This is a genomic window from Streptomyces sp. NPDC048257 (assembly GCF_043201855.1).
Taxonomy (GTDB): Bacteria; Actinomycetota; Actinomycetes; order Streptomycetales; family Streptomycetaceae; genus Streptomyces.
In genome coordinates, this window is the sequence record NZ_JBICZI010000004.1 from 210,258 (window position 1) to 234,912 (window position 24,655).

The following is a 24,655-nucleotide window of genomic DNA, read 5'->3' on the forward strand; positions in this document are numbered from 1 at the left end:
CCGAGTGGACAGGGGGCGGCCGGAGACCGGCGCCTGGGTCGCGCTACTTCTTGGCCGCACCCTTGCCGAAGCGGGCCTCGAAGCGGGCCACACGGCCACCGGTGTCGAGGATCTTCTGCTTGCCCGTGTAGAACGGGTGGCACTCGGAGCAGACCTCGGCTCGGATGGAGCCCTCGGTCAGGGTGCTACGAGTGGTGAACGACGCGCCACAGGTGCAGCTGACCTGGGTCTCGACGTACTCGGGGTGAACATCGCGCTTCAAGGTGTCTCCTAGATTCGGGAGGGCGCCGGGTCGCAGGAGCCGAATTGCGCACTGCGTGAACCGGGGCCGACAGACCAGTCTGCCAGGACCGGGCTGCCTGTCAAAATTCTGAGGACGCCTCCCTCAACGGGAAGGGGTCGCCATCTATTCCGCACGGGCCCGCGGCCCCCGCCCGGCCCCGTGCGCAGTCCCGTGCGCGGCCCGCGCAGCAGGGGCTCTACTGGACGATCGACCCGGCCGTGCCCTTGTCTCCGGAGGAGTTCACGGTGGCCTCTGCCGGGATCGGCTGGTCGGCCAGCAGGGCGTCCCAGACCATCTTGGTCTCCTTGGTGAGCGGCGCCACGCGGTTGGCGTCGCGGGCGTCCGTGGTCACCGGCAGCGTGATCATCTGCATGTCCTGGGCGTCGATGCCCTGGAGGCCCTGGGCGAAGCCCATGAGGGACTTCACGTCACCGAGCGCCTTGTCGGTGGTGATCGCCTTGGTGGCGGAGTCGGCGAGGTCGAGGAGCTTCTTGGGGTTGTCGAAGAGGCCGATGCCCTTGACCTGCTTGATGAGCGCCTTGATGAAGGCCTGCTGGAGCTGTATTCGCCCGAGGTCGCTGCCGTCGCCGACGCTCTTGCGGGTGCGGACGAGGCCGAGGGCCTGCTCCCCGTTGAGCTTGTTGGTGCCGGCCGCGAGGTCGAGGTGGCTGGCGCCGTCCTTGATCGGCTTGCTGGTGGTCACCTCGACGCCGCCGAGGTTGTCGATGATCTTCTTGAAGCCGGTGAAGTCGACCTCCATGTAGTGATCCATACGGATCCCCGACATCTTCTCGACGGTCTTGACCGCGCAGGCGGCCCCGCCGACGGTGAAGGCCTCGTTGAACTGCGTGCGCGCCCCGCCGGGGTCGGTCTTGCCGCCCGCCGTGGGGCAGGAGGGGCGGGAGATCATGGTGTCGCGCGGTATGGACACGACGCTGGCCTTCTCGTGGCCCTCGTACAGGTGGATGATCATCGCCGTGTCGGAGCGGGCCGAGCCGCCGTCGTCCTGGCCGTACTCGCCGTTGGCGCCGCCGCGGGAGTCGGAGCCGAGGACGAGGATGTCCATCGATCCGTTGTCGACGTTCTGCGGGCGGTCGGTGCCGAGCGCCTGGTCGATGTCGACGGTCTTCAGATTGCCGTTGAACTTGAAGTAGAAGTAGCCGAGGCCCGCGCCTCCCAGCAGGACCACCCCCGCGGCGCTCCAGGCGACGACGGCGAGGGCCTTGCGGCGCTTCGCCGGTTTGCGTCGGCTCCGCCGGGCGGCGGCACGCCCGCCGTGGTCCTTGCTCTCCTCGGTCATGCTCTCCTCAGTCCTGAGTCCGGTCCTCTGGTCGCTGCGGGCCCGCCGTCCTTCCCGCGGTCCCTCTGACACAGACGGGTGTACGCCGCCCAGGGTTCCCTCGCGGCCCGAACCGCCGGTCGCGGCGCCCGGGTGGCACCGTACGGCCCGGACGCCGCGTGGACGCGCGACAGCCCCCGTCGCGGGTGCGGCGGGGGCTGTCGCGGGGATGCGCGTGCCGGACGTCAGTCGTCGTTCTTGCCCGACGGGGTCGTCTTCGCGATCTGCATCAGGAACTCGGCGTTCGACTTCGTCTGCTTCATCTTGTCGAGAAGCAGCTCGATCGCCTGCTGCGAGTCGAGCGCGTGCAGCACCCGGCGCAGCTTCCAGACGATGGCGAGCTCCTCCGCGTTGAGGAGGATCTCCTCCTTGCGGGTGCCCGACGGGTCGACGTCGACGGCCGGGAAGATGCGCTTGTCGGCGAGCTTCCGGTCGAGCTTGAGCTCCATGTTGCCGGTGCCCTTGAACTCCTCGAAGATCACCTCGTCCATGCGCGAGCCGGTGTCGACGAGCGCGGTGGCCAGGATGGTCAGCGAGCCGCCGTCCTCGATGTTGCGCGCGGCACCGAAGAAGCGCTTCGGCGGGTACAGCGCGGTCGAGTCGACACCACCGGACAGGATGCGGCCGGAGGCGGGCGCCGCGAGGTTGTACGCGCGGCCCAGACGGGTGATGGAGTCCAGCAGGACGACCACGTCGTGACCCAGCTCGACGAGACGCTTGGCGCGCTCGATGGCCAGCTCGGCGACGGTGGTGTGGTCCTCGGCCGGGCGGTCGAAGGTCGAGGAGATGACCTCTCCCTTGACCGACCGCTGCATGTCGGTGACCTCTTCCGGACGCTCGTCGACCAGGACGACCATCAGGTGGCACTCGGGGTTGTTGACGGTGATCGCGTTGGCGATCGCCTGCATGATCATGGTCTTGCCGGTCTTCGGCGGGGCCACGATCAGGCCTCGCTGGCCCTTGCCGATCGGCGACACGAGGTCGATGATGCGGGTGGTCAGCACGCCCGGGTCGGTCTCCAGACGGAGCCGGTCCTGCGGGTAGAGCGGGGTGAGCTTCTGGAACTCCGGGCGGCCGCGGCCGGATTCGGGCGCCATGCCGTTCACCGAGTCCAGACGCACGAGGGCGTTGAACTTCTCGCGGCGCTCGCCGTCCTTGGGCTGGCGGACCGCACCGGTGGTGTGGTCACCCTTGCGCAGGCCGGCCTTGCGGACCTGAGCGAGGGACACGTACACGTCGTTGGGGCCGGGCAGGTAGCCCGAGGTCCGGATGAACGCGTAGTTGTCGAGGATGTCGAGGATGCCCGCGACGGGGATCAGGACGTCGTCGTCGGCGACCTGCGGCTCGGCCGGCGCGAACTCGTCGCGGCCACGGCGGCCACGGCGGTCGCGGTAGCGGCCGCGGCGGCCACGACGGCCGTCCTCACCGTCGAAGTCGTCCTGGGGACCGTTGTCCTGGCGGTCCTGGCGGTCCTGACGGCCCTGCTGACCCTGGCCCTGGCCCTGGCCACGGCCGCCCTGCTGCTGGCGGTCCGCGCGGTCCTGACGGCCGCCGCCCTGACCACCCTGGCCACCCTGCGCGCCCTGGCCCTGGCCGCCCTGGCCCTGGCCGCCCTGGCCCTGGTCATCGGCCTTGGCGCCGCGGTCACGGCGGTCGCGCTGGCGCTCGGTGCGGTCACCGCGGTCGCCGCGGTCACGGCGGTCGCGACGGCCACGGCCCTCGCCGTCCTGGCCCTGCGCCTGGCCGGCGGAGACCGCGGTGGCGGCTTCGGCCTTGGCCTCGGAGGGGGCGGTGGCGGCGGGGACGGTCTCGGTCTTCTGCTCGACCTGCACGGCGACGGGGGCCGAGGACTCCGGGCTGCCGGAGGGGGCCGTGGCCCGACGGCGGCGGCGCTCGCCTGCCGGGGCGTCGTCGCTGGCCGGCTGGCCCGGGATCTCGATCTGCGCCTGCGTGGCGGGCTTCTCGGCGGGCGCCTCGGCGGCGGCCTCGCCCGTGCGGGCCTTGCTGGTGGCGCGACGCTTCGGCTTGGCCTCGGCGGTGTCTGCGGCAGTGGAGGCGGCGGCCTTGGGGGCACCGCTGCCCGCCTGCGCCTCCTTGATGACCTCGATCAGCTGGCTCTTGCGCATCCGCGCGGTGCCCCTGATCCCGAGGCCCGACGCGACCTGCTGCAGCTCGGCCAGGACCATGCCGTCAAGGCCGGTGCCGGTGCGTCGACGCTTGGGTGCGGCGCCCGCGGCGGGGGCACTGGTGTCGACAGAGGTGTCGGCAGCGCCCATCAGATCGGTGGTGTCGCTCACGAAGGGTCCTTCCCTGGAGCGGACGTCGGCCTGTCTGGCTCGGCGACCGGTTGTGCTGTCCGACAACAGTCCTAGGTGTGGACCGTGCCGGGGCGGTGGTCCGCCGGTAGAAATACGGCGGAGAGAAACGTGCATGGCTGGTTCCGGCGAGAAGCCCCCGAGCTGAAAGCGTGGGAATGTCACGCCGATTCCGGAGCGTGCTCGAAACTGCTGGAAGTGATCAAAGCAGTCGGGGAGGCTCCCGGAAGAAATGCGGTCCCGAATGGGGACACTGAGCACCGAGCCATGGCGGCTTCCGATGCGCACTTGAGACTAACACTACCGGATCCAATAGATATTCCCCCTCTCAATCACCGGCAATCGCGCCCTTCCGCGCGGACGGCCTGCCCAGGCCGCCCGCCCCTGACCGGCTGTGCACTGCAGAAATGCGGCCTCAGCCGCCCTGGGTGCCCAGCGGAAGCACGCTCGCGCCCGCGGCGTCGAGTGCGAGCCGGTTGGCCGCCCACCCCTCGCCCGCGAGCTGCGCGACCTTGTCGGCCGCGCCGTTGTCGACCAGCGCGAGGACCGTGGGGCCCGCGCCGGAGATGACCGCGGGGATCCCGTCCGCCCGCAGCCTGTTGACGAGTGCCACGCTCTCCGGCATCGCCGGCGAGCGGTACTCCTGGTGGAGCCGGTCCTCGGTGGCCGGCAGCAGGAGCTCGGGACGCCTGGTCAGGGCTTCCACGAGCAGGCCCGCGCGGCCCGCGTTGGCGGCCGCGTCCACATGGGGGACGGAGCGCGGCAGCAGGCCGCGCGCGGTCTCCGTGAGGACCGGCTTGGACGGTACGAAGACCACCGGAACGATGGATTCGGCGGGCTCCATCCGGATCGCCTTGGCACTGCCGCCGTCCATCCAGGCGAGGGTGAACCCGCCGAGCAGACAGGCGGCCACGTTGTCGGGGTGGCCCTCGATCTCGGTGGCGAGCTCCAGCAGCGCCGCGTCGTCGAGCTTGGCCTCGCCGCCTATGGTCACGGCGCGGGCGGCGACGATGCCGGCGCAGATGGCGGCGGAGGAGGAACCGAGCCCGCGGCCGTGCGGGATGCGGTTGGCGCAGACGACCTCGAGGCCGCGCGGCTGGCCGCCCAGCAGGTCGAAGGCGGTGCGCATGGAGCGTACGAGCAGGTGGCTCTCGTCCCGCGGGAGGGTGTCGGCACCCTCACCCGCGATGTCGATGTTCAGGCCGGAGTCGGCCACCCGGACGACTACGTCGTCGTAGAGCCCCAGGGCCAGGCCCAGGGCGTCGAAGCCCGGGCCGAGGTTGGCACTGCTGGCGGGGACGCGCACCCGTACGGCGGCGGCGCGGAACGCTGGACCGGCCATCGTCCGATGACACTCCTTGTGACTGTGCGAGATCTTCGCTCTTCGCTGGCTCGCTGCGAATGTACTGGAGAACGTACGACACCCGAAGGCCCTCGGGGCAGCACCGCAGTCATATGCGCGGTGGCGGATGTGGGTACAGCGTATCGAAGGAAGGTTCTCTCGCGACATAGGGCGCACAGGAGGCGCACGCTGCGTGTCGCGGAATTCGACCGACTTCGACCGACTTCGACCGCATTTTTGTTGTCGTACGGGGCGAGTTGCCGGGTTCCGGAGGGTCTCGAGAAGGCCTCGAAAGACCTTCGGAAGCCCTCCGGGACCCGGCTCACACGGTGTTGCGGTGGTGAGGTCAGACCAGACCGAGGCGCACGGCGGCGGCTTCGGCGTCCACCGGAACGGTGACCGGCTGCGGAGCGCCGGCGATCGCCCAGTCGGGGTCCTTCAGGCCGTTGCCGGTGACGGTGCACACGATCGTCTGACCGGGGTCCACCAGGCCCAGCTCGGCGGCCTTGAGCAGGCCGGCCACCGAGGCGGCCGAGGCGGGCTCGACGAAGACGCCCTCCTGGGCGGCCAACAGCCGGTAGGCGGCGAGGATCTGGCGGTCCGTCACCTCGTCGATGAAGCCGCCCGACTCGTCACGCGCCTGCAGCGCGTAGTCCCAGGAGGCCGGGTTGCCGATCCGGATCGCGGTGGCGATGGTGTGCGGCTCCTTGACGACCTCGCCGCGCACGATGGGCGCGGAACCGGAGGCCTGGAAACCCCACACGCGGGGCGTACGGGAGGCCAGGCCGTCGGCCTTGTACTCCTTGAAACCCTTCCAGTACGCGGTGATGTTGCCGGCGTTGCCGACGGGCAGCACGTGGATGTCGGGGGCGTCACCGAGCGCGTCGACGATCTCGAACGCGGCCGTCTTCTGACCCTCGATACGCACCGGGTTGACCGAATTGACCAGCGCGACCGGATAGTTGTCGGAGAGCGCGCGGGCCAGGTTCAGGCAGTCGTCGAAGTTGCCGTCCACCTGGAGGATCTTGGCGCCGTGCACCAGCGCCTGGCCCATCTTGCCGAGCGCGATCTTGCCGCGGGGCACGAGCACCGCGGAGACCATCCCGGCGCGCACCGCGTACGCGGCGGCGGAGGCCGAAGTGTTGCCGGTGGAGGCGCAGATGACCGCCTTGGCGCCCTCCTCCTTGGCCTTGGTGATCGCCATGGTCATGCCGCGGTCCTTGAAGGACCCGGTGGGGTTCGCCCCCTCGACCTTGAGGTGGACCTCGCAGCCGGTGCGCTCGGAGAGCACCTGCGCGGGAACGAGGGGAGTGCCGCCCTCGCGGAGCGTCACCACGGGAGTCGTGTCCGTCACCGGCAGGCGGTCCCGGTACTCCTCGATGATGCCGCGCCACTGGTGGGTGCGATTGTTGCTCATGGGTCCTTACTCCCCTTCAACACGCATGATGCTGGCGACACCGCGGACGGTGTCCAGCTTCCGCAGCGCCTCGACGGTCCCGGAGAGGGCGGCGTCGGGTGCGCGGTGAGTGACGACGACGAGGGAGGCCTCGCCGTCCTTGCCCTGCTGCCGCACCGTGTCGATCGACACGCCGTGCTCCGCGAAGGTGGTCGCCACCTGGGCGAGGACGCCCGGCTTGTCCGCCACATCGAGGCTGATGTGGTAGCGGGTGACGACGTCCCCCATGGGACTGACCGGCAGCTGGGTGTACGCCGACTCGCCGGGCCCCGTTGCCTCGGCGAGCTTGTTGCGGGCGACGGCGACGAGGTCGCCGAGGACCGCCGACGCGGTGGGCGCGCCGCCCGCGCCGGGCCCGTAGAACATGAGCCGCCCGGCGGCCTCCGCCTCGACGAAGACGGCGTTGTACGCCTCGCGGACGGAGGCGAGCGGGTGGCTGAGCGGGATCATCGCCGGGTGGACGCGGGCGGTGACGGACTCGCCGTCGGCGGCGCGCTCCAGGATGGCGAGGAGCTTGATGGTGCAGCCCATCCGCTTGGCGGAGGCGAAGTCGGCCGCGCTGACCTCGGTCATGCCCTCGCGGGACACGTCGTCCAGGCGGACGCGGGTGTGGAAGGCGATGCCGGCCAGGATCGCGGCCTTGGCGGCGGCGTCGTAGCCCTCGACGTCGGCGGTCGGGTCGGCCTCGGCGTACCCGAGGGCGGTGGCCTCGTCGAGCGCCTCCTGGTACCCGGCGCCGGTGGAGTCCATCTTGTCGAGGATGAAGTTCGTCGTGCCGTTGACGATGCCCATGACCCGGTTGATCTTGTCTCCGGCGAGCGACTCGCGCATCGGGCGGACCAGCGGGATGGCACCTGCGACGGCGGCCTCGTAGTAGAGGTCCAGCCCGGCCGCCTCGGCCGCGGCGTGCAGCGCGGCGCCGTCCTGGGCGAGCAGCGCCTTGTTCGCGGAGACCACGGAGATGCCCTGCTCGAAGGCGGTGGTGATGAGCGTACGGGCGGGCTCGATGCCGCCGATGACCTCGATGGCGATGTCGATGTCACCGCGTTTGAGGAGGGCGGTCGCATCGGTGGTGATCAGGGACGGGTCGACGCCCTCGCGCACCTTGGAGGGGCGGCGTACGGCGACACCGGCGAGCTCGACGGGCGCGCCGATCCTCTGCGTGAGGTCGTCGGCGTGCGTCGTCATGATGCGAGCCACCTCTGAGCCGACCACTCCACAGCCCAGCAGCGCCACCTTCAGCGGACGCGTACGCATCATTCGACCTACGCCTTTCGATCTTCCATCAGTACCCCGCGGGCGGTTTGCCCGCCGGGTGGAACCAGTCTCACTCAATGGACAGCAGTTTCCATCCTCGGTCCATTGAGTGAGACACCTATTTCATCATCCGAGGTCGAGACGCAGGAGATCTTCCTCCGTCTCGCGGCGGACGATCACTCGGGCCTGTCCGTCACGCACGGCGACGACGGGCGGGCGGAGCGCGTGGTTGTAGTTGCTGGCCATGGAGCGGCAGTAGGCGCCGGTCGCCGGGACGGCCAGGAGGTCGCCGGGCGCCAGGTCCGCGGGCAGGAAGGCGTCCTTCACGACGATGTCACCGCTCTCGCAGTGCTTGCCCACCACGCGCACCAGCATCGGCGCGGCGTCGGAGGTACGGGAGACGAGTGCGATGGAGTACTCGGCGTCGTAGAGGGCGGTGCGGATGTTGTCGGACATCCCGCCGTCGACGGAGACGTACGTACGCAGTCCCTCCAGCGGCTTGATCGTCCCCACCTCGTACAGCGTGAACGCGGTCGGGCCGACGATGGCGCGGCCGGGTTCCACGGAGATCCGGGGCGCGCGCAGCCCGGCGCTCTCGCACTCGCGGGCCACGATCTCGTGCAGGGCCTTGGCGATCTCGTGGGGCTCGCGCGGGTCGTCGTTCGAGGTGTACGCGATACCGAGGCCGCCGCCGAGGTCGATCTCGGGCAGCTCCACTCCGTGCTCGTCCCGTACGGCGGCCAGCAGCTGCACGACGCGCTTGGCGGAGACCTCGAAGCCGGCCATGTCGAAGATCTGCGAACCGATGTGGGAGTGGACGCCGAGCAGCTCCAGCGAGTCGTGCCCGAGCGCCCGGCGCACCGCCTCGGCGGCGGAACCGTCGGCGACGGCGATGCCGAACTTCTGGTCCTCGTGCGCGGTGGCGATGAACTCGTGGGTGTGTGCCTCGACGCCGACCGTCACGCGGATCTGGACGGGCTGGCGTGCGCCCAGCTCACGGGCGATGTGGGCGACGCGCGCGATCTCCTGGAAGGAGTCGAGCACGATGCGCCCGACCCCGGCGTCGACGGCCCTGCGGATCTCCCCCTCGGACTTGTTGTTCCCGTGGAAGGCGATCCGCGCGGCGGGCATTCCGGCCGCGAGGGCGGTGGCCAGCTCCCCGCCGGAGCAGACGTCGACGTTCAGCCCCTCCTCCTTCAGCCACTTCACGACGGCCTTGGAAAGGAACGCCTTGCCCGCGTAGAAGACGTCGGCGTCGGGGCCGAAGGCGTGCGCCCAGGCCCGGCACCGCGCCCGGAAGTCCTCCTCGTCGAGGAAGTAGGCGGGGGTTCCGAACTCCTCGGCGAGCTTGGTGACTTCGATGCCGCCCACGCTCACGACACCGTCGCTGCCGCGCGTGACGGTCCGGGCCCAGACCTTCTCGTCGAGCGCGTTCAGGTCGGCGGGCGGCGGGGAGTAGTGCCCCTCGGGCAGGACGTCGGCGTGGCGGGGCCCGGCGGGGTGCGCGGAACGGCTCATCGGTATCTCTCTTCGCGGGTCACAGGCGTGTCGGTGCGTCTATGCCGAGCAGGGCCAGGCCGCCGGCCAGCACCGTCCCGGCGGCTTCGGCAAGAGCCAGCCGGGCGCGGTGGGCGGCCGAGGGTTTCTCGTCACCTTGGGGCAGGACGCGGTACTGGAAGTCGAGCAGCGCGCCGGCCAGCTCGACGAGGTGCCGGACGAGCCGCTCGGGCGCGCGGTGGTGCGCGGCGGCCTCGAGGACGAGGGGGTGATCGGCGAGGGCGCGCAGCAACTCGGGAGCATCGCCCACGTCCCCGGCCTCGGGCCCGAACCCCAGCTGAGCGGCATTGCGTACGAGGTCGTGGGCGCGGGCGTGGGCGTACCGCACCCGGAAGAACTCGCTGCCCTCCCCTTGTACGAGCAGCGCGTCACCGAACGTGGGCGTCTCCTTGGCCGGGACGGCGAGCATGGCCCACAGGGCGGCGTCGCGTCCGTACCGGGCGAGGACGTCCCCGTCCCGCTTGGCGACGGCGGCGACGGCGAGGCCGCCGACGTCGCTTCGGGTTCCCTGGGTTCCCTGGGTTCCCTGGGTTCCCTGGGTCCTCTGGGTGCGCAGGAGCCGTAGCACACAGTCGCGCACGACCCGCTCCCGCAGTTCGAGGGAGGGATCCGCCGCCTCCGCGGGCGGGAGGAAGGCAGCCCCTCCCCTTACATCGCGGATGACGATGTCGTCGATGATCCCCCGCGAGATGACGTCGGGGGCGGTGGGCGCCGGCAGCACGAAACACAGGAATCCGGGGCCGGTGACCTCGACGCGCTCGATCCCGGGCTCCTGCGCGAGCCGACGGGCGAGCACCTGCGCCACGGCGTGGGGCGCGCGGCCGGCCCGCTGGGCGACCTGGAAGGCGACGGGGGTGGCGTAGTCCCCCACCCCACCGGGCCGGGTCCGCTCGACGACGATCCGCTCGGGCACGACGGCTCCGGCGGCCAGCTCCCCGTCGGCGACGGCGCAGCGCACGGCGCGTACGACGGCACGGGGGAGGTCGGCGGGGTTCACGGTTCCCAGCCTAGGGGAGACGCCCCCTCATCCCGCGAAGGGTTTCGCCATGTGAACAGGAGACGCGGGCAGCACACCGACAGAAGCGGAGAAGGACGGGAAACCTACCCCCTCCCCCTCCCGGCGGGCGCCCCTTTCCTCCCGTCACGCCGGTCCTTGCGCTCGATCAGCCTGTGCACGACCCGAACCAGCTCGGTGGGCTCGAACGGCTTCGCGAGGAAGGCGTCCACCCCGGCGGCGATCCCGGCCTCGACCTCCTGCTGCGTACAGGCACTGACGATGGCGACGGGCACGTCCCTGGTCCGTGGATCGGCCCGCAACTGCGCGGCCGCCCCGAACCCGTCCAGTCGCGGCATGACCACATCAAGGGTGATCACATCGGGAGCCACCCGATGCACGACGTCCAGACACTCGGCACCATCGTTCGCGGTCACGACCTCGAAGCCCTCCAGCTCGAGATTGACCTTGATCAGCTGCCGGATGACCTTGTTGTCGTCGACAACAAGCACCCGGCCCGAGACGCCTGGCACAACTCGAGAGTAGGTCGAGCCGGGCCCCCGCGTCCGGGTTTTTGCCACTTCCACCCCCTGCGGGCGAACCACCCCCTCCTCCCCCGCAAAGCAGTTCCTGATCACCCCATGGAAGCTGGTAGTGTTCAACCCGTCGCCGCAACACCAACGACGCGCCCCCGTAGCTCAGGGGATAGAGCAACGGCCTCCGGAGCCGTGTGCGCAGGTTCGAATCCTGCCGGGGGCACTTCGCAGGAAGTGCCCAAAGACCCCGCCATCAGCGGTAACGCTGAAGCCGGGGTCTTCGCGTATGCGCAGCCAACTGCCGCCCTGCGCACCCGTATGTCAGACGCTGTGGACTATTCGTGGACAGGATCTTGGTCCATCGCCCCAGGTCAGCGGTAGAAACGCGGAAGGCCCCTGGACAGGTCCAGGGGCCTTGCAGCGTATCGCCGACTAGCGATCACTCGTACTCGCGCAGCAGATCTTCGATCCGACGGTTGGCCACCTCCTGGCGCCCGTCGAGGCACTTCGCGTACCGACTGAGCAGCACCTCCACGCTGTTGCCGGCGCGCTCGGCGACCTCGGTCGGGTCGACCCCGGCATTGAGCCACGTGAAGAGCGCCGAGTTCCGCAGGTCATACGGACGGTGGGTGAGCGGCGAGGCGGCGACGGCCGGCGGCGCCGTTTGTCAGGTACGAAAGGCACAGGTCGCGGTGGTACTCGACGTACTCGGGCTCCACCCGGTGCTCGGGGATGAGGGTGAGGGTTCCGACCTGCTCGCCGCTCCTGGTGTTCCGGACCGCCCAGTCCACATCGATGTAGATGCCGAAGTGGTCGAACTGTTTGTGGTGGTTGGGGCAGAGGCAGAGCAGGTTCTCCAGTACGTCAGGCCCCAGGTGCGGGCTGGAAACACCCTGGATGTGCGCGGCCTCGCTGTAATGGCTGTCCCGTGTCTCCAGCTGCTGGCCGCACACCTGACACCGGTCCTCGTGCAGGATCTTGACCTCGTCGGGCAGACTGCGGTCACGGTCGGGCCGGGTGCCTGTCGCCGGGCGGCGAGCGACGGGGCCGGGTGCAGCCGGAGTGTCCGTACGCCGTCCACTGGCGCTGCTGTACCCGTCGAGGCCCACCCGGTCGAGAAGTACGTCCTTGTCGATGCCGGACTCGGCGAAGTACGTCGAGTGCAACCGGCGTACCGCCTGGGCCCGGGTGAGGGCACGCTTGAGACGCTTCGCCGCGTCGCTACTTAAGCCTGCTCGGGCCTTCGCTGCGCGCAGGGCCGCTGCTGTGGGCTTGAACCCGCTGTCTTCGACGCCCTGAACCTCCCACAGTCCGCTGCTCCGCAGGTGCCAGAACGGGTACTCGGGTGTCCTGCGGTCATGTTCCCCGCCGAACTCGTCCAGCAGGGAGCCGACTTCCGCCTCGAACTCCTCCCAGGGCGCGAGCCTCTCCTGCCCGGCCGTAAGCCGGCCGATCGCCCAGAGCAGGGCCAGCGGCTTGTGACGGGCGGGGCCGTCGGGTTGCGAGTAGGTCTGCAGGTTGCCGAGGATGCGCAGCAGGTCCTCGCTCCCGAGCCGGGGCGCGGCCCGTTGCCTCCGCTTCTGCTGCGGGATCACCGGCTGTTCGGGCAGCGCCAGTGTCTGATCATCTGGATGGTCCAGCAATGGGCGGAGGCGGAGCACATGTGCGGCCGCCACCTGGATCAGAGACTGGACGTGGCCACCCTTGTAGTCCAGCTTTGCCAGGATCCGCCGGGCCGGGACGCTGATCTCAACGACGTCGTCGAGGGCGACCATGTACTCCCAGGGATTGCCGTCCTTGTCCTTGTCCCAGATCTTCTCGGCCAGAGCTCGGTTCCTGAAGGCGGCCACGACCGTAGCCCGAGCGATGAACGACCCTCTGGCGTAGAACAGCACCTCGTCGCCCGGACGAGTACCGTCGATCGCCTTGTTCTTGCCGTGGCTCTCCTTTTTTGCCCGCACCGACCCCCAGAACCGAGCGCGCCCCCCGGGGAAGAGCGTCTTGAGTTCATCCGCCTGGTCGCCGAGCTCGGCCGCGTAGTCGGCGAGCTCCACTCCCTCCCGGACGGAATGCTCGAAGTGCTGGGGTCCGCGCTGGGCGGCCTGCCCGATCGGCTGCAGCAGCCACTTGATGTCCGTACCCTCGGCGGGCGCCTGTGTCATGTGCTCCCCTCCCACGGTGATCACATTAGTAATACGGTCCGACAACGAAGATGGGTTAGGTCAAGATCATCCAAGTCTGAGCCGTTACTGGATGCCACCCGATAGGATTCGAGGCGCGGAAAAACGCCCGCGAGCAGTCACAGACCCCCAAGAATCACCACAAAGAGGGAAGCCATACATGCGGGACGGCCGGTGGGTGTCGGTCACCGAATCCGAGTTTCCGCACGAGCAGCGCGGCCTCGAGGCCATCCGCGAGAAGCTCCGCGACAACGACCCTTGGCGCGCCTGGTCGAACTTCACGTTCACCGCGGGCACGGGCCACGTACGCGAGGTCGACCTCCTGGTGATCGCCCCCGGCGGGGTCCACCTGATCGAGCTGAAGGACTGGCACGGCAGCGTCGAGTCCCGCAACGGCACCTGGCTGCAGACCCTGCCCGGCCCGGGCAACCGGCAGCGCACCCACGGCAACCCCCTTCACCTGGCGAACAAGAAGGCCAAGGAGCTGGCCTCGCTCCTCAAGGACAACGGCGAATCGGTCTGGGTCTCCGAGGCGGTCTGCTTCACCGACAGCTCCCTGCGGACCCGGCTGCCCGCCCACGACCAGCACGGTGTCCATACCGTGGACCAGCTCATCCAGATGCTGGAGGAGCCCCCGCGCGAGGAGCGCCGCCGGATCGACGGCCCTCGCTCCCGGAGGATCGCCGCGGCACTGAAAGACATCGGGATCGCCCGCAGTGACGCCGAGTACAAGGTGGGCCCGTACCTGCTGAACCGGAAGTCCTTCGACTCCGGCCCCACCTGGGCCGACTACCAGGCTCAGCACAGCGAGCTGCCCGAAGCCGCCCGTGTCCGCGTCTACCTGCGCGAACGCGGCTCGGATGCCGCGCAGCGTGCCTCGGTCGAGCGCGCGGCCCGGCGCGAAGCGGCGGTGCTGCGCGGGTTCAAGCACCGGGGTGTCGTGCAGCTCAAGCAGTACGACCCGACCGGTCACTCCGCCGGCCCGGCCCTGATCTTCGACTTCGATCCGCGCACGCTCCGGCTGGACGAGTACCTGTTCCAGTACGGCGAGAAGCTGGACGTCCTGTCCCGCATGGCACTGGCCCGCCAGCTCGCCGAGACCATGCGCTCGGCGCACAGCCGCCGCCTCTACCACCGCACCCTGGCGGCCCGTGCCATCCACGTCACCCCGGGCGGCCGGGACCGCGGCGAAGCCGGCTGGCTGACCCCGCACCTGCAGATCTCGGACTGGCAGATCGCCGTCCAGCGCGGAGCCGGTCAAGAAGGCGGGCCGAGCGCGGGGGCCGAGCGCTTCGCTCCGACCACGTTCTCCAGGGCCGGGGCTCATCTCTCGGAGGGTGCCGACCCGTACCTCGCGCCGGAGCTGACCGCCCCCAAGGCGGATCCGGTCGCGCTGGACGTCTACGGCCTGGGCGTCCTCACGTACCTGCTGGCCACCGGCAAGGCCCCGGCCGCCAGCCAGGCCGAGCTCATGGCCCGCTACGAGGCGGGTGAGGGGCTTCGCCCGAGCGCGGTCGTGGACGGCCTCTCGGAGTACATCGACGAGCTGGTCCAGGCCGCCACCGCGTACCGCGTCCTCGACCGGCTGACCTCGGTGGACGACTTCCTGGAGATGCTGGAGGTCGTCGAGGACACCTTGACCGAGCCGCCTGCCCAGCCTGCGGTCGCCGAGCCCGTTGCTGCCGCCGAGCCGATCGTGCCCCCGGCCGTCGCCCCAGCGGCGCCCGAACCCGAGCAGAAGGCGGAGCCGGAACAGGCGCAGGAAGAGAAGGACCCACTCGAAGCAGTAGCGGGCGATGTCCTGGCCGGCCGCTGGGAGGTCCGCCGTCGGCTCGGCACCGGGTCGACCAGCCGTGCCTTCCTCGTCCGCGACCTCACCGCGGGGTCCGACGTCCCCTTCGCGAAGTCCTTGGCCGTCCTCAAGGTCGCCGTTTCGGAGCGGAGCAATGAGGTCCTCGTCCGCGAAGCCGCGGTCATGGAGCAGCTTCGCCCGCACTCCGGCATTATCCGGCTGATCAAGCCCGAGCCGCAGAAGATCGGCACGCGGAACGTCCTCGTCATGGAGTACGTCGGCGACGAACGCGACCCCGGTGACGAGCCGGCGGTACCCGGGTCGACCAGGAACCGCCGCCGCGAGGAGACCGTAGCCCGCCAGCTGCGCGAGTTCGGACGCCTCTCCGTGGACCAGCTGGAGGCCTACGGCGACTACCTCTTCGGGGCGGTCGACTTCCTCGAGGGCGAGGGCGTCTGGCACCGCGACATCAAGCCGGACAACATCGCGATCCGCATCCGCCGCAACCGCACGCGCGAGCTCGTACTGATCGACTTCTCGCTGGCGGGCTTTCCCGTGCAGGAGACCGAGGCGGGCACGGAGGGCTACCTCGACCCGTTCATCGGCACACTCACCGACCGCTCGGTGTACGACGCCCACGCGGAGCGGTATGCCGTCGCGGTCACCCTGCACGAGATGGCCTCGCGCGAGCTGCCCGTATGGGGTGGCGGACGAGTGGTCCCGCGCCAGACCGACCCGGAGGTGGAGCCGTACCCCGCGATCGCCGCCGACGCCTTCGACCCCGCGGTCAAGGACGGGCTGGTGGAGTTCTTCCGCACGGCCTTGCACCGGGACGCCGCTCAGCGCTTCTCGGACCTGAAGCCGATGCGGGACGCCTGGAAGCGGATCTTCCTGGCCATGGACCAGGCCAAGCCGTCGACGAAGTCGAAGCGGCCGGGCCAGCAGCCGGTGACGGCCCCTGCTCAGACAGCTGCCGAGCGCGGGCCGGCTGCCATCGCCGACGCCGAGGAAGAAACAGCGGAGGATCTACGTGACCAGCAGGCCGGCGCAGTGGACCGAGAGACCAACCTCTCGGCAGCCGGCCTGAGCCCGGCCGCCCAGTCCTTCGTGTTCGGGTTGGATGTGGAAACGGTCGGCCAGCTGCTGGACTACAGCCAGCGGACTCTGGTCAACGCGCCGGGTCTGGGTCCGAAGACCCGTAACGAGGTACTGGCCCGGATCAAGCAGTGGCGCCGGCTCCTCGCCGAACAGCCCGCCGCACCGCTCACCCCAGCGGGCCGCAAGGCCGCGAAGGAAGAGCTGTCGGCGGCGGAGTCGGCGGTCGCGGTCTCCCTCGTGGGCACGGACGCGGCACGGGAGCTGACCGAACGGGCCCTGCGGACCATCAGCCTGGACGCACTGGCCACGGTCTTCGTGCCGGAGCTGAAGAAAAACGAGTCGAACCGCAGCGAGTGCGAGGCGGTACGGCTGCTGCTGCGGCTCCCCGACGAGCGCGGTGTGCTGCCTCAGATCGGTGTCTGGCCAAGGCAGAAGGACGTGGCTGCGGCGCTGGGGCTCGATCCCAGCACCATCTCGAACCTGATCAAGGAGCAGCGCAAGCGCTGGGCCAAGCAGCCTGCCGTCCAGACGCTGCGTACCGAGATCCTGGAGTTGTTGCGCGAGCTGGGCCGGGTCGCCTCGGCCGCCGAGATCGCGGACGCGCTGGCGGTGCGCAGGGGCACGGAGCTCGCCGAGCCGGAGCAGCGGCGGGCCCTGGCTCTGGCGGCGGTGCGTGCGGTGGTGGAGGTCGAGGCAGCCGACCCCACCGACTTCCAGCACTCGCCCAACCGCAATGCCTCCGACGAGGCCATGGGAGGCGGGCTGCTGGCCTTGGAGGTCGCCGAGGACGATGCCCCGGACACCCCGTCGGCTCCTGGGCTGCTGGCGTACGCGCTGCGGCTCGGGAAGGTCGCGGATCGGCTGGCGAAACTGGACACGCTGCCGACGGCGGCGACCGTCCTCGGCGAGCTGAGCGATGTCCCGCAGCCGAGCGCGGCGGTGGACTGGGACGAGCGCCGCATGGTCGAGCTGGCGGCTGCTGCCTCGCGTAATGCGGCGGCCACCCCGCGCCTGGAGATCTACCCGCGCGACCTGCCCCTCGTACGGGCACTGCGACTGACCCAGGCGGGGCTGATCCGCCTGACCCCCGGCCTGGACCGCGACCGCCAGCCCGGCCTGGCGCCTTCGGACGTACACGACCGGGTCCGCGCCCGGTTCCCGGAGATCCTGGACGCGCGCGGCGGCCACACCCTGCCGGTGGGCGGTCCGCTGACCACAGCGCTGCGGGAAGCCGGATTCGACCTGGACCTGGAGACCCGGGCGGGCACCTCGGTGGTCCGCTACCTGCCGACGAAGCGCAAGGACGACTCGAACTTCCTCACCTTGGGCGACCGGCGGCAGCCGACCGCCACCCTGTCGGCGCACCGCTACGCGGACGACCCGCAGGTGGCGGAGGCAGTGGCGGCGCAGGAACGGCTGCTGTCGTCGGCGCCGCGGGACGGCTTCCGAGTACTGACCGTACGGACCGGGCTGGCGCCGGAGGCGGGGACGGCGCTGGTGGGCGAGCAGTTCGGCGCGGAGCCGGTGTCGGTGACCGAGCTGTTCCTGGGAGCTCTGCACGAGCTGGTTGACGAGCGGCCGCTGCCGACATGGGAGACGATCCTGCGGGCGGACGTGGCGGAGCCGGGCACCAAGGGCGCGCTGAAGTTCGCCGAGTACGCGCGGACGGCGTGGGGCACGGTGGAGCCGCGGCTGGCGGAGCAGCTGGAGGGAGGTCGTGCTGCCGGCGTCCCGCTGCTGCTGACCGACGGTGGTGTGCTGGCGCGGTACGACGCGATGGGCGTGCTGGAGCGGCTGGCGGAGCGGGCGCGGGGAGGCGGGCGCGGGCTCTGGCTGCTGTGCCCGCAGAGCGACCCGGCGCGTCCGCCTAGGCTGGGAAGTGTGGCCGTGCCGTATCAGGCGGGGCTCGGTGAGTGGATTCCGCTGCCGGACGCGTGGGTGAGCGATCAGCGCCGTTCGGGGCTGGGGGAATGATTTTCGTGGGACTTACGGGAGACGAGGCGAAGTGATCGACCGCGATGCGCTGAAGGCCGACCTGATCAAGCAGGTCAAGGCGGTCGAGTCCGACCTTGCGGCGCAGGTCGCCGACGGCGACAAGGTGGCGAAGCCGCTGCGCGCCGAGCACGCGAAGCTGCTGAAGACCGCTGCACCGGGGGCGAAGCCGGGCCAGTGGGCCGACTGGCTGGAGCCGCAGCTTGCGGGCATGCCGGACGACCACGCGGAGCGAGCTCGAGTGGCGGGCCGACTGCGTGCGGAGTACGACCAGGCGTTCAAGCTGGGGCGTACGGCAGCAACGTGGAACGAGTGGCTGAAAGATCGGGTCACGCAGGTCGCGGTGGCGTGGGTGTTGGGCACGGTGTTCGTGCGCTTCTGTGAGGACAACCGGCTGATCCCGGAGCCTTACCTCGCTGGCGTGGAGCCGGAGCGGCGCGACTTGGCAGAGGCGCGGTACGCGCAGTACGTCGCGGAGGAGCAGGACCCGACGTACCGCGGCTGGATGGAGCTTGCCTTCGAGGAGCTGGGCGCGGGCGACGCCGGCAGGCTGCTGTTCAGTAGGCGCCACAACCCGCTGTACCAGATCCCGCTGTCGCACGACGGCGCGCGGGCGTTGGTGGAGTTCTGGCGGGAGCGGGACGAAGCGGATGTCCTGGTCCACGACTTCACCGACCCGCTGAATGATGACGGTACGGAGGGGTGGGACACCCACTTTCTGGGTGACCTGTACCAGGACCTCTCGGAGGCGGCGCGTAAGACGTATGCGCTGCTGCAGACGCCTGAGTTCGTGGAGGACTTCATCCTCCAGCGGACGATGGACCCGGTGGTACGGGAGATGGGTGGCCTGGTCGGCGACCTGAAGATGATCGACCCGACGTGTGGGTCGGGCCACTTCGTGCTGGGCGCGTTCAAGCGGATGCTGAAGGCGTTGGAGGCGAAGGGGCTTGGGCAGGACCCGCACGAGCGTGTGCGGCTCGCACTGAACGCGGTGCACGGCGTGGACCTGAACCCGTTCGCGGTGGCCATCGCCCGGTTCCGTCTGCTGATGGCGGCGATGGCGGCGGCCAACATCCGGACGCTGAAGGCTGCGGCGCGATACGACTGGCCGGTACACCTAGCGGTGGGCGACTCGCTGATCAAGGCGCGACAGCTTGAGTTCGGCCTGGTGGGCGCCGGAGGCCAGGGCGAGCTGGAGTTCGTCGATTCGGAGGAACAGCGGGACGAGCTTGCGGAGTTCTCGTACGCCACGGAGGACGTGCACGAGTACAAGGGCATCCTGGACCAGGGGCGCTATGACGTGGTGGTGGGCAACCCGCCCTACATCACGGTCAAGGACAAGAAGCTGAATGCGCTGTACCGGGAACTATATAAGTCCTGCGCAGGAACCTACGCCTTGTCGGTGCCCTTCGCCGAGCGCTTCTTCCAGCTCGCAAAGACGGGAGAAGCAGAGGGGCGCGGCTATGGCATGACTGGCCAGATCACGTCAAATTCCTTCACGAAGCGTGAATTTGGCACAAAGCTTATCGAAGAATATTTCGCACATAAAGTTGAGATCACGGAAGTAATCGACACTTCAGGCGCATACATTCCAGGACATGGCACTCCCACCGTAATCCTTATCGGGCGGCGCCGATCAGGAAAAGCACGTCAAGCCACGGTCCGAACAGTGCGTAGCGTCCAGGGTGAGCCTTCCGCACCGGCAACGGGCGATCAAGGGCTCGTCTGGAACGCCATTTTGAATCAAATCGACAAGCCGGGCTCAGTGAGCCAGTGGGTTTCCGTGGATGATCTTGCGCGCGGACGATATTTTGGCAGTCAACCTTGGATCCTGGCCGACGGCGGCCTTGAGATGGTTGAGCAACTCGATCGAGCCCGCTCTCAGCACCTCAAGGCTGCCATCGAGCCGCCTATCGGGCGGGCCATCCGGGCAGGTGCGGACGAGGCATACATTCGCCCTCGCCGCAACAGCTACCGCACCGCGGCCGACCCGAACGGCTTGCTTCCCCTAGTGGTTGGAGAAGTCGTCCGCGATTGGGGTGCCCAACCCGAAGATTCGATTTGGTTTCCCTATGCCAAGGAGTTGAAGTCGGGGTCTTTGGAGACCGAATTGTGGCCGTTGAGACGCATGCTTGAAGTCCGGCGAACCTTCCATGGCGACATCGCCGATGCCGGGCTCAAGTGGTGGCACTACATGCAATACACCCCGTCGGCTCACGAAACCCCAACCTCGATCACATTCGCAGAAGTCGCTTCACATAACCACTTCTCCCTCGATCGTGGTGGAAAAGTATTCAAGCAGACGGCACCGATAATCAAGCTAAAAAAAGAAGCAACCGAGACGGACCACTTGCGTCTGCTGGGGCTTCTCAATAGCTCAACTGCCTGCTTCTGGCTCAAGATGCGCTGCTACCCAAAGGGTGGCGACCCGATGGGAAATGACGGCGCACGCGTCAGTGCACAGCCATGGTCTGACCGGTACCAGTTCAACGGCACGAACGTTGCCGAGTTTCCGGTTCCAGCCGAATATCCCATTCGCCTCGCCGCGGAACTTGACAGCCTCACTCAAGAAATTACACGCGCTAGCGATTTTGTGGTCGATGTCTCCGCCCCCACTGCCACCGCTGTTCATGATGCCCGAGATAACTGGAAATCAACCCGCGCACGGATGATCGCACTGCAGGAGGAGTTGGATTGGCAGGTGTACTCGCTCTACAACCTCCACTCCGAGGACCTGCGCGCGCCGGAAGGCGACGTACCTGAACTCGCACTGGGTGAGCGTGCCTTCGAGATCGTGCTCGCTCGACGGGTCACGGCCGGTGAGGCATCCGATGAGTGGTTCAAGCGGCACGGGTCGACCCCTATCACGGAGCTGCCCGAGCACTGGTCGGACGCCTACAAGGCCGTCGTCCAGAAGCGCATCCACGTCATCGAAACCAACCGGGCCATCGGCATGGTCGAACGTCCCGAGTACAAGCGACGCTGGGCAACCGAGGGCTGGGATGCGCTCCAGGACAAGGTTCTACGCTCGTGGCTGCTCGACCGGATCGAGAAGCGCGAGCACTGGTACGACGAGAACGGGCAGCCGGCCATGCTCACCCGCGCCCAGCTCACCAATGCGCTGTCTCGGGACGAGGACTTCGCCTCCGCGGCCGAGCTCTATGCACCCCGCAAGGAACTCGCGGACGTCGTTGCCACCCTCCTCGCCGACGAGCATGTGCCCTTCCTCTCCGCACTCCGCTACAAGGCCGCCGCTCTGAAGAAGCGGGCCGACTGGGAGCATGTCTGGGACCTCCAGCGCAAGGAGGACGCCATCACGGACGAGGAGGAGAAGCGGAAGATCCGCGACTCCATCCCCGTCCCGCCGAAATACGCCCAGGCCGACTTCCTCAAGCCGTCCTACTGGCGCGCCCGTGGCAAGCTCGACGTGCCCAAGGAGCGGTTCATCTCGTACGCGACAGGGGCGATCTCCGGTACCCCCGAACTCTTCGGGTGGGCCGGCTGGGATCATCGGGAGCAGGCACAAGCGCTCGCCGCCTACTTCACCAACCACGGCGAGCTGTCCACCGAGGAGATCACCCCGCTCCTCGCGGGCCTCCTCGAACTGCAGCCATGGCTCACCCAGTGGCACAACGAGTTCGACATCAACTACAGCGGCTCCCCCGCGGCCTTCTTCGAGGGCTACCGCGCCACCCAGCAGGGCGAGCGGGGCCTGACGGACGACGACCTGCGCAACTGGTGTCCCCCGGCCGCCCGCAGAGGACGGCGAGCAGCCACGAGCTGATAGCCGGAGTGTCCTCCTCGCTCCACCGGCGAGGAGGACACTCGGCCGTCAGCTACCCGGCTGCGTGCCGTAGAGGGGAAGACCTGACGTGGACAGGTTGCCGCCGAGCTCCTCGGGAAGCGGCACATCCTCGCCGTACTTTCCGTGAACGACACCCCTGTATTCACCTTCTCCGGGTCGGGTGAAGAGGGACCAGGTACCCGTGCGCGGGTCGACCTGCAGAAGCCGGGAGACTCCCGCCGCCGCGTACCACGCGGTCTTCTCGTTGATCCCTTTCAGTCGCTCGTTCGGTGAGATCACTTCCACCGCCAGCGCGACCTCGTCTGCATCGAGCAGCCAGTCGTCCTCTTTCTTGAACGCGTGCGGTCCGATGGTCAGGTCCGGAGTCGAGTAGTCGTCCGGATCGTCGAGGATCGGGACGGATACGTTCTCGTACGCCTCGCATTCGGCCGCGAGGCCGGTGCGAATTGCGTCGCGCAGGTCGATCACGATCCCGGCGTGCTTGCCGTTCTGACTCGGGACGATCACGAGTGTTCCACTGATGATCTCCACGCGCGTCCCCGTGGCCTGTTCGATCTTCTCGGCAGCTTCACGCAACCGTCCTCGGCGGACAGGGATCGTATGATGGGCAGGGGTGGTCAGGAGGACTCCTCCTTGCTTGCGAGGACGAGTCCACAGTGCGCCTGACCTCTGGCACTGGGGCCGTTGCCTGTGGTTCCGGCGCCCTCATCCGTACCGCGAGAGGCTCCCGGCCGGCACCCTCAGCGGCGGACCTTCGTCCAGCCCCAGCACGACCGCCAGCCCACCCGCAGCGTGCCGCTCCGACCTCACACTGCGGACCATGCGCCACGTGCCCCATGCCCGTACCGATTGCCCGGCCTGGACCGCGATCGCCGCGATCTCGCGCGTCACTGGTGCGGGAACGAGGTCGGGTGCCTTCAACTCGGACCACACCGTTTTACCGATGCCGCCGACACGCCCGCTCACGCCCCACCGGTGGCTGAGCGCCTCCACGACCCATAGGCCCCGGCCTTTGGTTTTGTCCGCCTCCGGGTGCCTGACCTCCGGCCTGCCCGTTCCTGCGTCGCTGACCTCCAGCCGTAGCAGCCCGTCCGTCGACGAGTGCGCGATGCGGACGCCGACCTGGCGGTCGCTGGGTACCCGTACGCGCAGGGCATTGGTGACCAGCTCGGAAAGCACCAGCTCTGCGGTGTGCAGCAGCTCACCGCACGCGCCCCAGTCCGCCAGCACCGCGTGCAGCGCCGACCGCGCTCTCGGCACGCTGCGTGGTCGGCGGGACAGCCGGAAAGAGAGGTCGATCAGTGCAGCCATGACAGCTCCCAGAGGATCGGTAGGCGCCGAGCAACCCCCTTGCGGGGGAGGCGGGTTCGGACCGCGACACCAGGAAGTTGCCCGGGAGACAGCTACTCGCGCAACGTTGAATGGGTGCCTGGCTCGTAATTCACCAATTCGGGTGGATCGCCACCACCAACTCCCCGTGCTCTGATATGGAGTTACCTATGCCAAACGTGAAGCCATCCACGGTGCTGGGCCGCCAGCTCGGCGACGAGCTGCGACGGTCCCGAGAGGCGGCCGGTCTCACCACCGCAACCGCCGCTGAAGTGCTGGATTGCACCAAGGGAAAGATCAGCCGAATCGAGAACGGCCACGTCCCGGTTCGTACACCGGACCTCGTGGCCCTCATGCAGGCATACGGCGTGTCCGACGAGGAGTCGCGGGAGCGCCTGGCCTCCCTCGCCCTCCGGGCAAACCGGCGGCGACGTGAGGGCTGGTGGCACGAGCACGCGTCCGTCCTCAGTGATGCCTACCGCGACCAGATCGAGATGGAATCAATCTGCGCCAGCATTCGGACCTATCAGGTGCAGCTCATCCCTGGCCTTCTTCAGATTCCCGAGTACGGGCGCGCGGTGACCGTGGCCTCACGAGCCTGGCAGACGGCCGAGGAGATCGACCGCTTCGTCCAGGTACGGCTCGCGAGGCAGGAGCGGCTAACAGATGAGGAGCCGATCGAGTTCTGGACAGTACTCGCGGAGGGCGTCCTGCGACAGCAGGTCGGCGGGCCTGACGTCATGCGTGCCCAGTTGGACCACCTGCTCACAATGGCGGAGCGCCCCAACGTCACCGTCCAGATACTGCCGTACTCGCGCGGCGCCCACTCCGGCATGTTCGGCCCCTACGTGCTGCTGAGTTTCCCCCAACTCGCGTCGCTCGACCTCGTTCTCACCGAAGCCCCCACAGGCAACATCTGGATGGAGCGGGAACCGGAAGTAGCCTGCTACCAGACGCTCTTCGATGATGCCCGCATGGCAGCATTGCCATCGACGGAGTCACTCGCGCTGATCCGGCGCGTCGCCAAGGAGCACAGAACATGAGCAACGACGTCCGCACCGCGGCCACCTTCGAGACGGCGATATGGCGCACGAGCAGCCACAGCGGAGGCCAGGGTGATTGCGTCGAGGTCGCCAACAACATCCCCGGCCTCATCCCCGTCCGCGACAGCAAGCGTCCCGCCGGCCCCGTGATCGGATTTGACCCCCACGCCTGGCAGGCATTCGTCGCGCACCTGGGCTGACAGCCGACCGAAGGCGTCCAGGCTGGGCCGCGCACCGGTTCTTTTCTATATGCACCGGTACGATCGAGCGTGGCCCGCAGTCCGCCCAGGCTGCGACGCCCTACCGGCAGCCACCTACCGGGACCGTCCGCGCACCG

General features: G+C 69.0%; 16 protein-coding genes, 1 tRNA gene and 1 pseudogene. 5 read left to right on the forward strand and 13 right to left on the reverse strand.

Annotated features, from left to right (window positions below; all coding sequences use genetic code 11):
• Nucleotides 1–43: 43 nt before the first annotated feature.
• The 9 genes from rpmE to ACGFZK_RS11585 form a co-directional block, all read right to left on the reverse strand.
• Nucleotides 44–262 (reverse strand): 50S ribosomal protein L31, encoded by a 219-nt coding sequence (gene rpmE / locus ACGFZK_RS11545; RefSeq protein WP_030708126.1) that lies wholly within the window; start codon nucleotides 260–262, stop codon nucleotides 44–46.
• Nucleotides 263–479: 217 nt separating this feature from the next.
• On the reverse strand, nucleotides 480–1,583 hold the full coding sequence (locus ACGFZK_RS11550; protein ID WP_393848658.1) for an LCP family protein: 1,104 nt from the start codon (nucleotides 1,581–1,583) through the stop codon (nucleotides 480–482).
• Between the two features lie 224 nt (nucleotides 1,584–1,807).
• Nucleotides 1,808–3,919: a transcription termination factor Rho gene (gene rho / locus ACGFZK_RS11555; protein WP_393848659.1), complete on the reverse strand. Its 2,112-nt coding sequence runs from the start codon at nucleotides 3,917–3,919 to the stop codon at nucleotides 1,808–1,810.
• Between the two features lie 433 nt (nucleotides 3,920–4,352).
• Nucleotides 4,353–5,279 (reverse strand): homoserine kinase, encoded by a 927-nt coding sequence (thrB, locus tag ACGFZK_RS11560; protein ID WP_393848660.1) that lies wholly within the window; start codon nucleotides 5,277–5,279, stop codon nucleotides 4,353–4,355.
• A 346-nt stretch (nucleotides 5,280–5,625) separates the two neighbouring features.
• Complete coding sequence (gene thrC / locus ACGFZK_RS11565; protein WP_393848661.1) at nucleotides 5,626–6,696, reverse strand: threonine synthase; 1,071 nt, start codon at nucleotides 6,694–6,696, stop codon at nucleotides 5,626–5,628.
• Nucleotides 6,697–6,702: 6 nt separating this feature from the next.
• A complete protein-coding gene (locus ACGFZK_RS11570; RefSeq protein ID WP_393848936.1) occupies nucleotides 6,703–7,992 on the reverse strand; it encodes a homoserine dehydrogenase in 1,290 nt (429 codons plus the stop codon).
• 126 nt (nucleotides 7,993–8,118) lie between these two features.
• A complete protein-coding gene (gene lysA, locus ACGFZK_RS11575; RefSeq protein WP_393848662.1) occupies nucleotides 8,119–9,510 on the reverse strand; it encodes a diaminopimelate decarboxylase in 1,392 nt (463 codons plus the stop codon).
• A 19-nt stretch (nucleotides 9,511–9,529) separates the two neighbouring features.
• Complete coding sequence (nrtL, locus tag ACGFZK_RS11580; RefSeq protein ID WP_393848663.1) at nucleotides 9,530–10,546, reverse strand: ArgS-related anticodon-binding protein NrtL; 1,017 nt, start codon at nucleotides 10,544–10,546, stop codon at nucleotides 9,530–9,532.
• Between the two features lie 104 nt (nucleotides 10,547–10,650).
• On the reverse strand, nucleotides 10,651–11,124 hold the full coding sequence (locus ACGFZK_RS11585; protein WP_393848937.1) for a response regulator: 474 nt from the start codon (nucleotides 11,122–11,124) through the stop codon (nucleotides 10,651–10,653).
• 106 nt (nucleotides 11,125–11,230) lie between these two features.
• On the opposite strand from ACGFZK_RS11585, the gene ACGFZK_RS11590 reads away from it, so the two are divergent.
• Nucleotides 11,231–11,302: transfer RNA gene (locus tag ACGFZK_RS11590), tRNA-Arg, on the forward strand.
• Nucleotides 11,303–11,518: 216 nt separating this feature from the next.
• On the opposite strand, the pseudogene ACGFZK_RS11595 reads toward ACGFZK_RS11590, so the two are convergent.
• Both ACGFZK_RS11595 and ACGFZK_RS11600 read right to left on the reverse strand, forming a co-directional pair.
• Nucleotides 11,519–11,737 (reverse strand): annotated as a pseudogene (locus tag ACGFZK_RS11595) (site-specific integrase); the annotation flags it as partial.
• Nucleotides 11,694–13,241 (reverse strand): HNH endonuclease, encoded by a 1,548-nt coding sequence (locus tag ACGFZK_RS11600; protein ID WP_393848664.1) that lies wholly within the window; start codon nucleotides 13,239–13,241, stop codon nucleotides 11,694–11,696. The pseudogene ACGFZK_RS11595 and the gene ACGFZK_RS11600, both read right to left, overlap by 44 nt.
• Before the next feature lie 178 nt (nucleotides 13,242–13,419).
• On the opposite strand from ACGFZK_RS11600, the gene pglW reads away from it, so the two are divergent.
• Nucleotides 13,420–18,123, forward strand: a complete 4,704-nt coding sequence (pglW, locus tag ACGFZK_RS11605; protein ID WP_393848665.1) for a BREX system serine/threonine kinase PglW — start codon at nucleotides 13,420–13,422, stop codon at nucleotides 18,121–18,123.
• Between the two features lie 31 nt (nucleotides 18,124–18,154).
• Nucleotides 18,155–21,925 (forward strand): BREX-2 system adenine-specific DNA-methyltransferase PglX, encoded by a 3,771-nt coding sequence (pglX, locus tag ACGFZK_RS11610; protein WP_393848666.1) that lies wholly within the window; start codon nucleotides 18,155–18,157, stop codon nucleotides 21,923–21,925.
• 48 nt (nucleotides 21,926–21,973) lie between these two features.
• Here pglX and ACGFZK_RS11615 read toward each other — a convergent pair whose 3' ends face one another.
• A complete protein-coding gene (locus ACGFZK_RS11615) occupies nucleotides 21,974–22,522 on the reverse strand; it encodes a Uma2 family endonuclease (protein ID WP_393848667.1) in 549 nt (182 codons plus the stop codon).
• A gap of 129 nt (nucleotides 22,523–22,651) precedes the next feature.
• Nucleotides 22,652–23,257, reverse strand: coding sequence for an ATP-binding protein (locus tag ACGFZK_RS11620; protein ID WP_393848668.1), 606 nt, complete (start codon nucleotides 23,255–23,257; stop codon nucleotides 22,652–22,654).
• A 188-nt stretch (nucleotides 23,258–23,445) separates the two neighbouring features.
• On the opposite strand from ACGFZK_RS11620, the gene ACGFZK_RS11625 reads away from it, so the two are divergent.
• The gene (locus ACGFZK_RS11625) at nucleotides 23,446–24,318 is read left to right on the forward strand and encodes a helix-turn-helix domain-containing protein (protein ID WP_393848669.1); all 873 of its coding nucleotides are present in this window, start codon (nucleotides 23,446–23,448) and stop codon (nucleotides 24,316–24,318) included.
• Nucleotides 24,315–24,518 (forward strand): DUF397 domain-containing protein, encoded by a 204-nt coding sequence (locus ACGFZK_RS11630; RefSeq protein WP_393848670.1) that lies wholly within the window; start codon nucleotides 24,315–24,317, stop codon nucleotides 24,516–24,518. Before ACGFZK_RS11625 ends, ACGFZK_RS11630 begins: the two co-directional genes overlap by 4 nt.
• The last annotated feature ends 137 nt before the right edge of the window (nucleotides 24,519–24,655 follow it).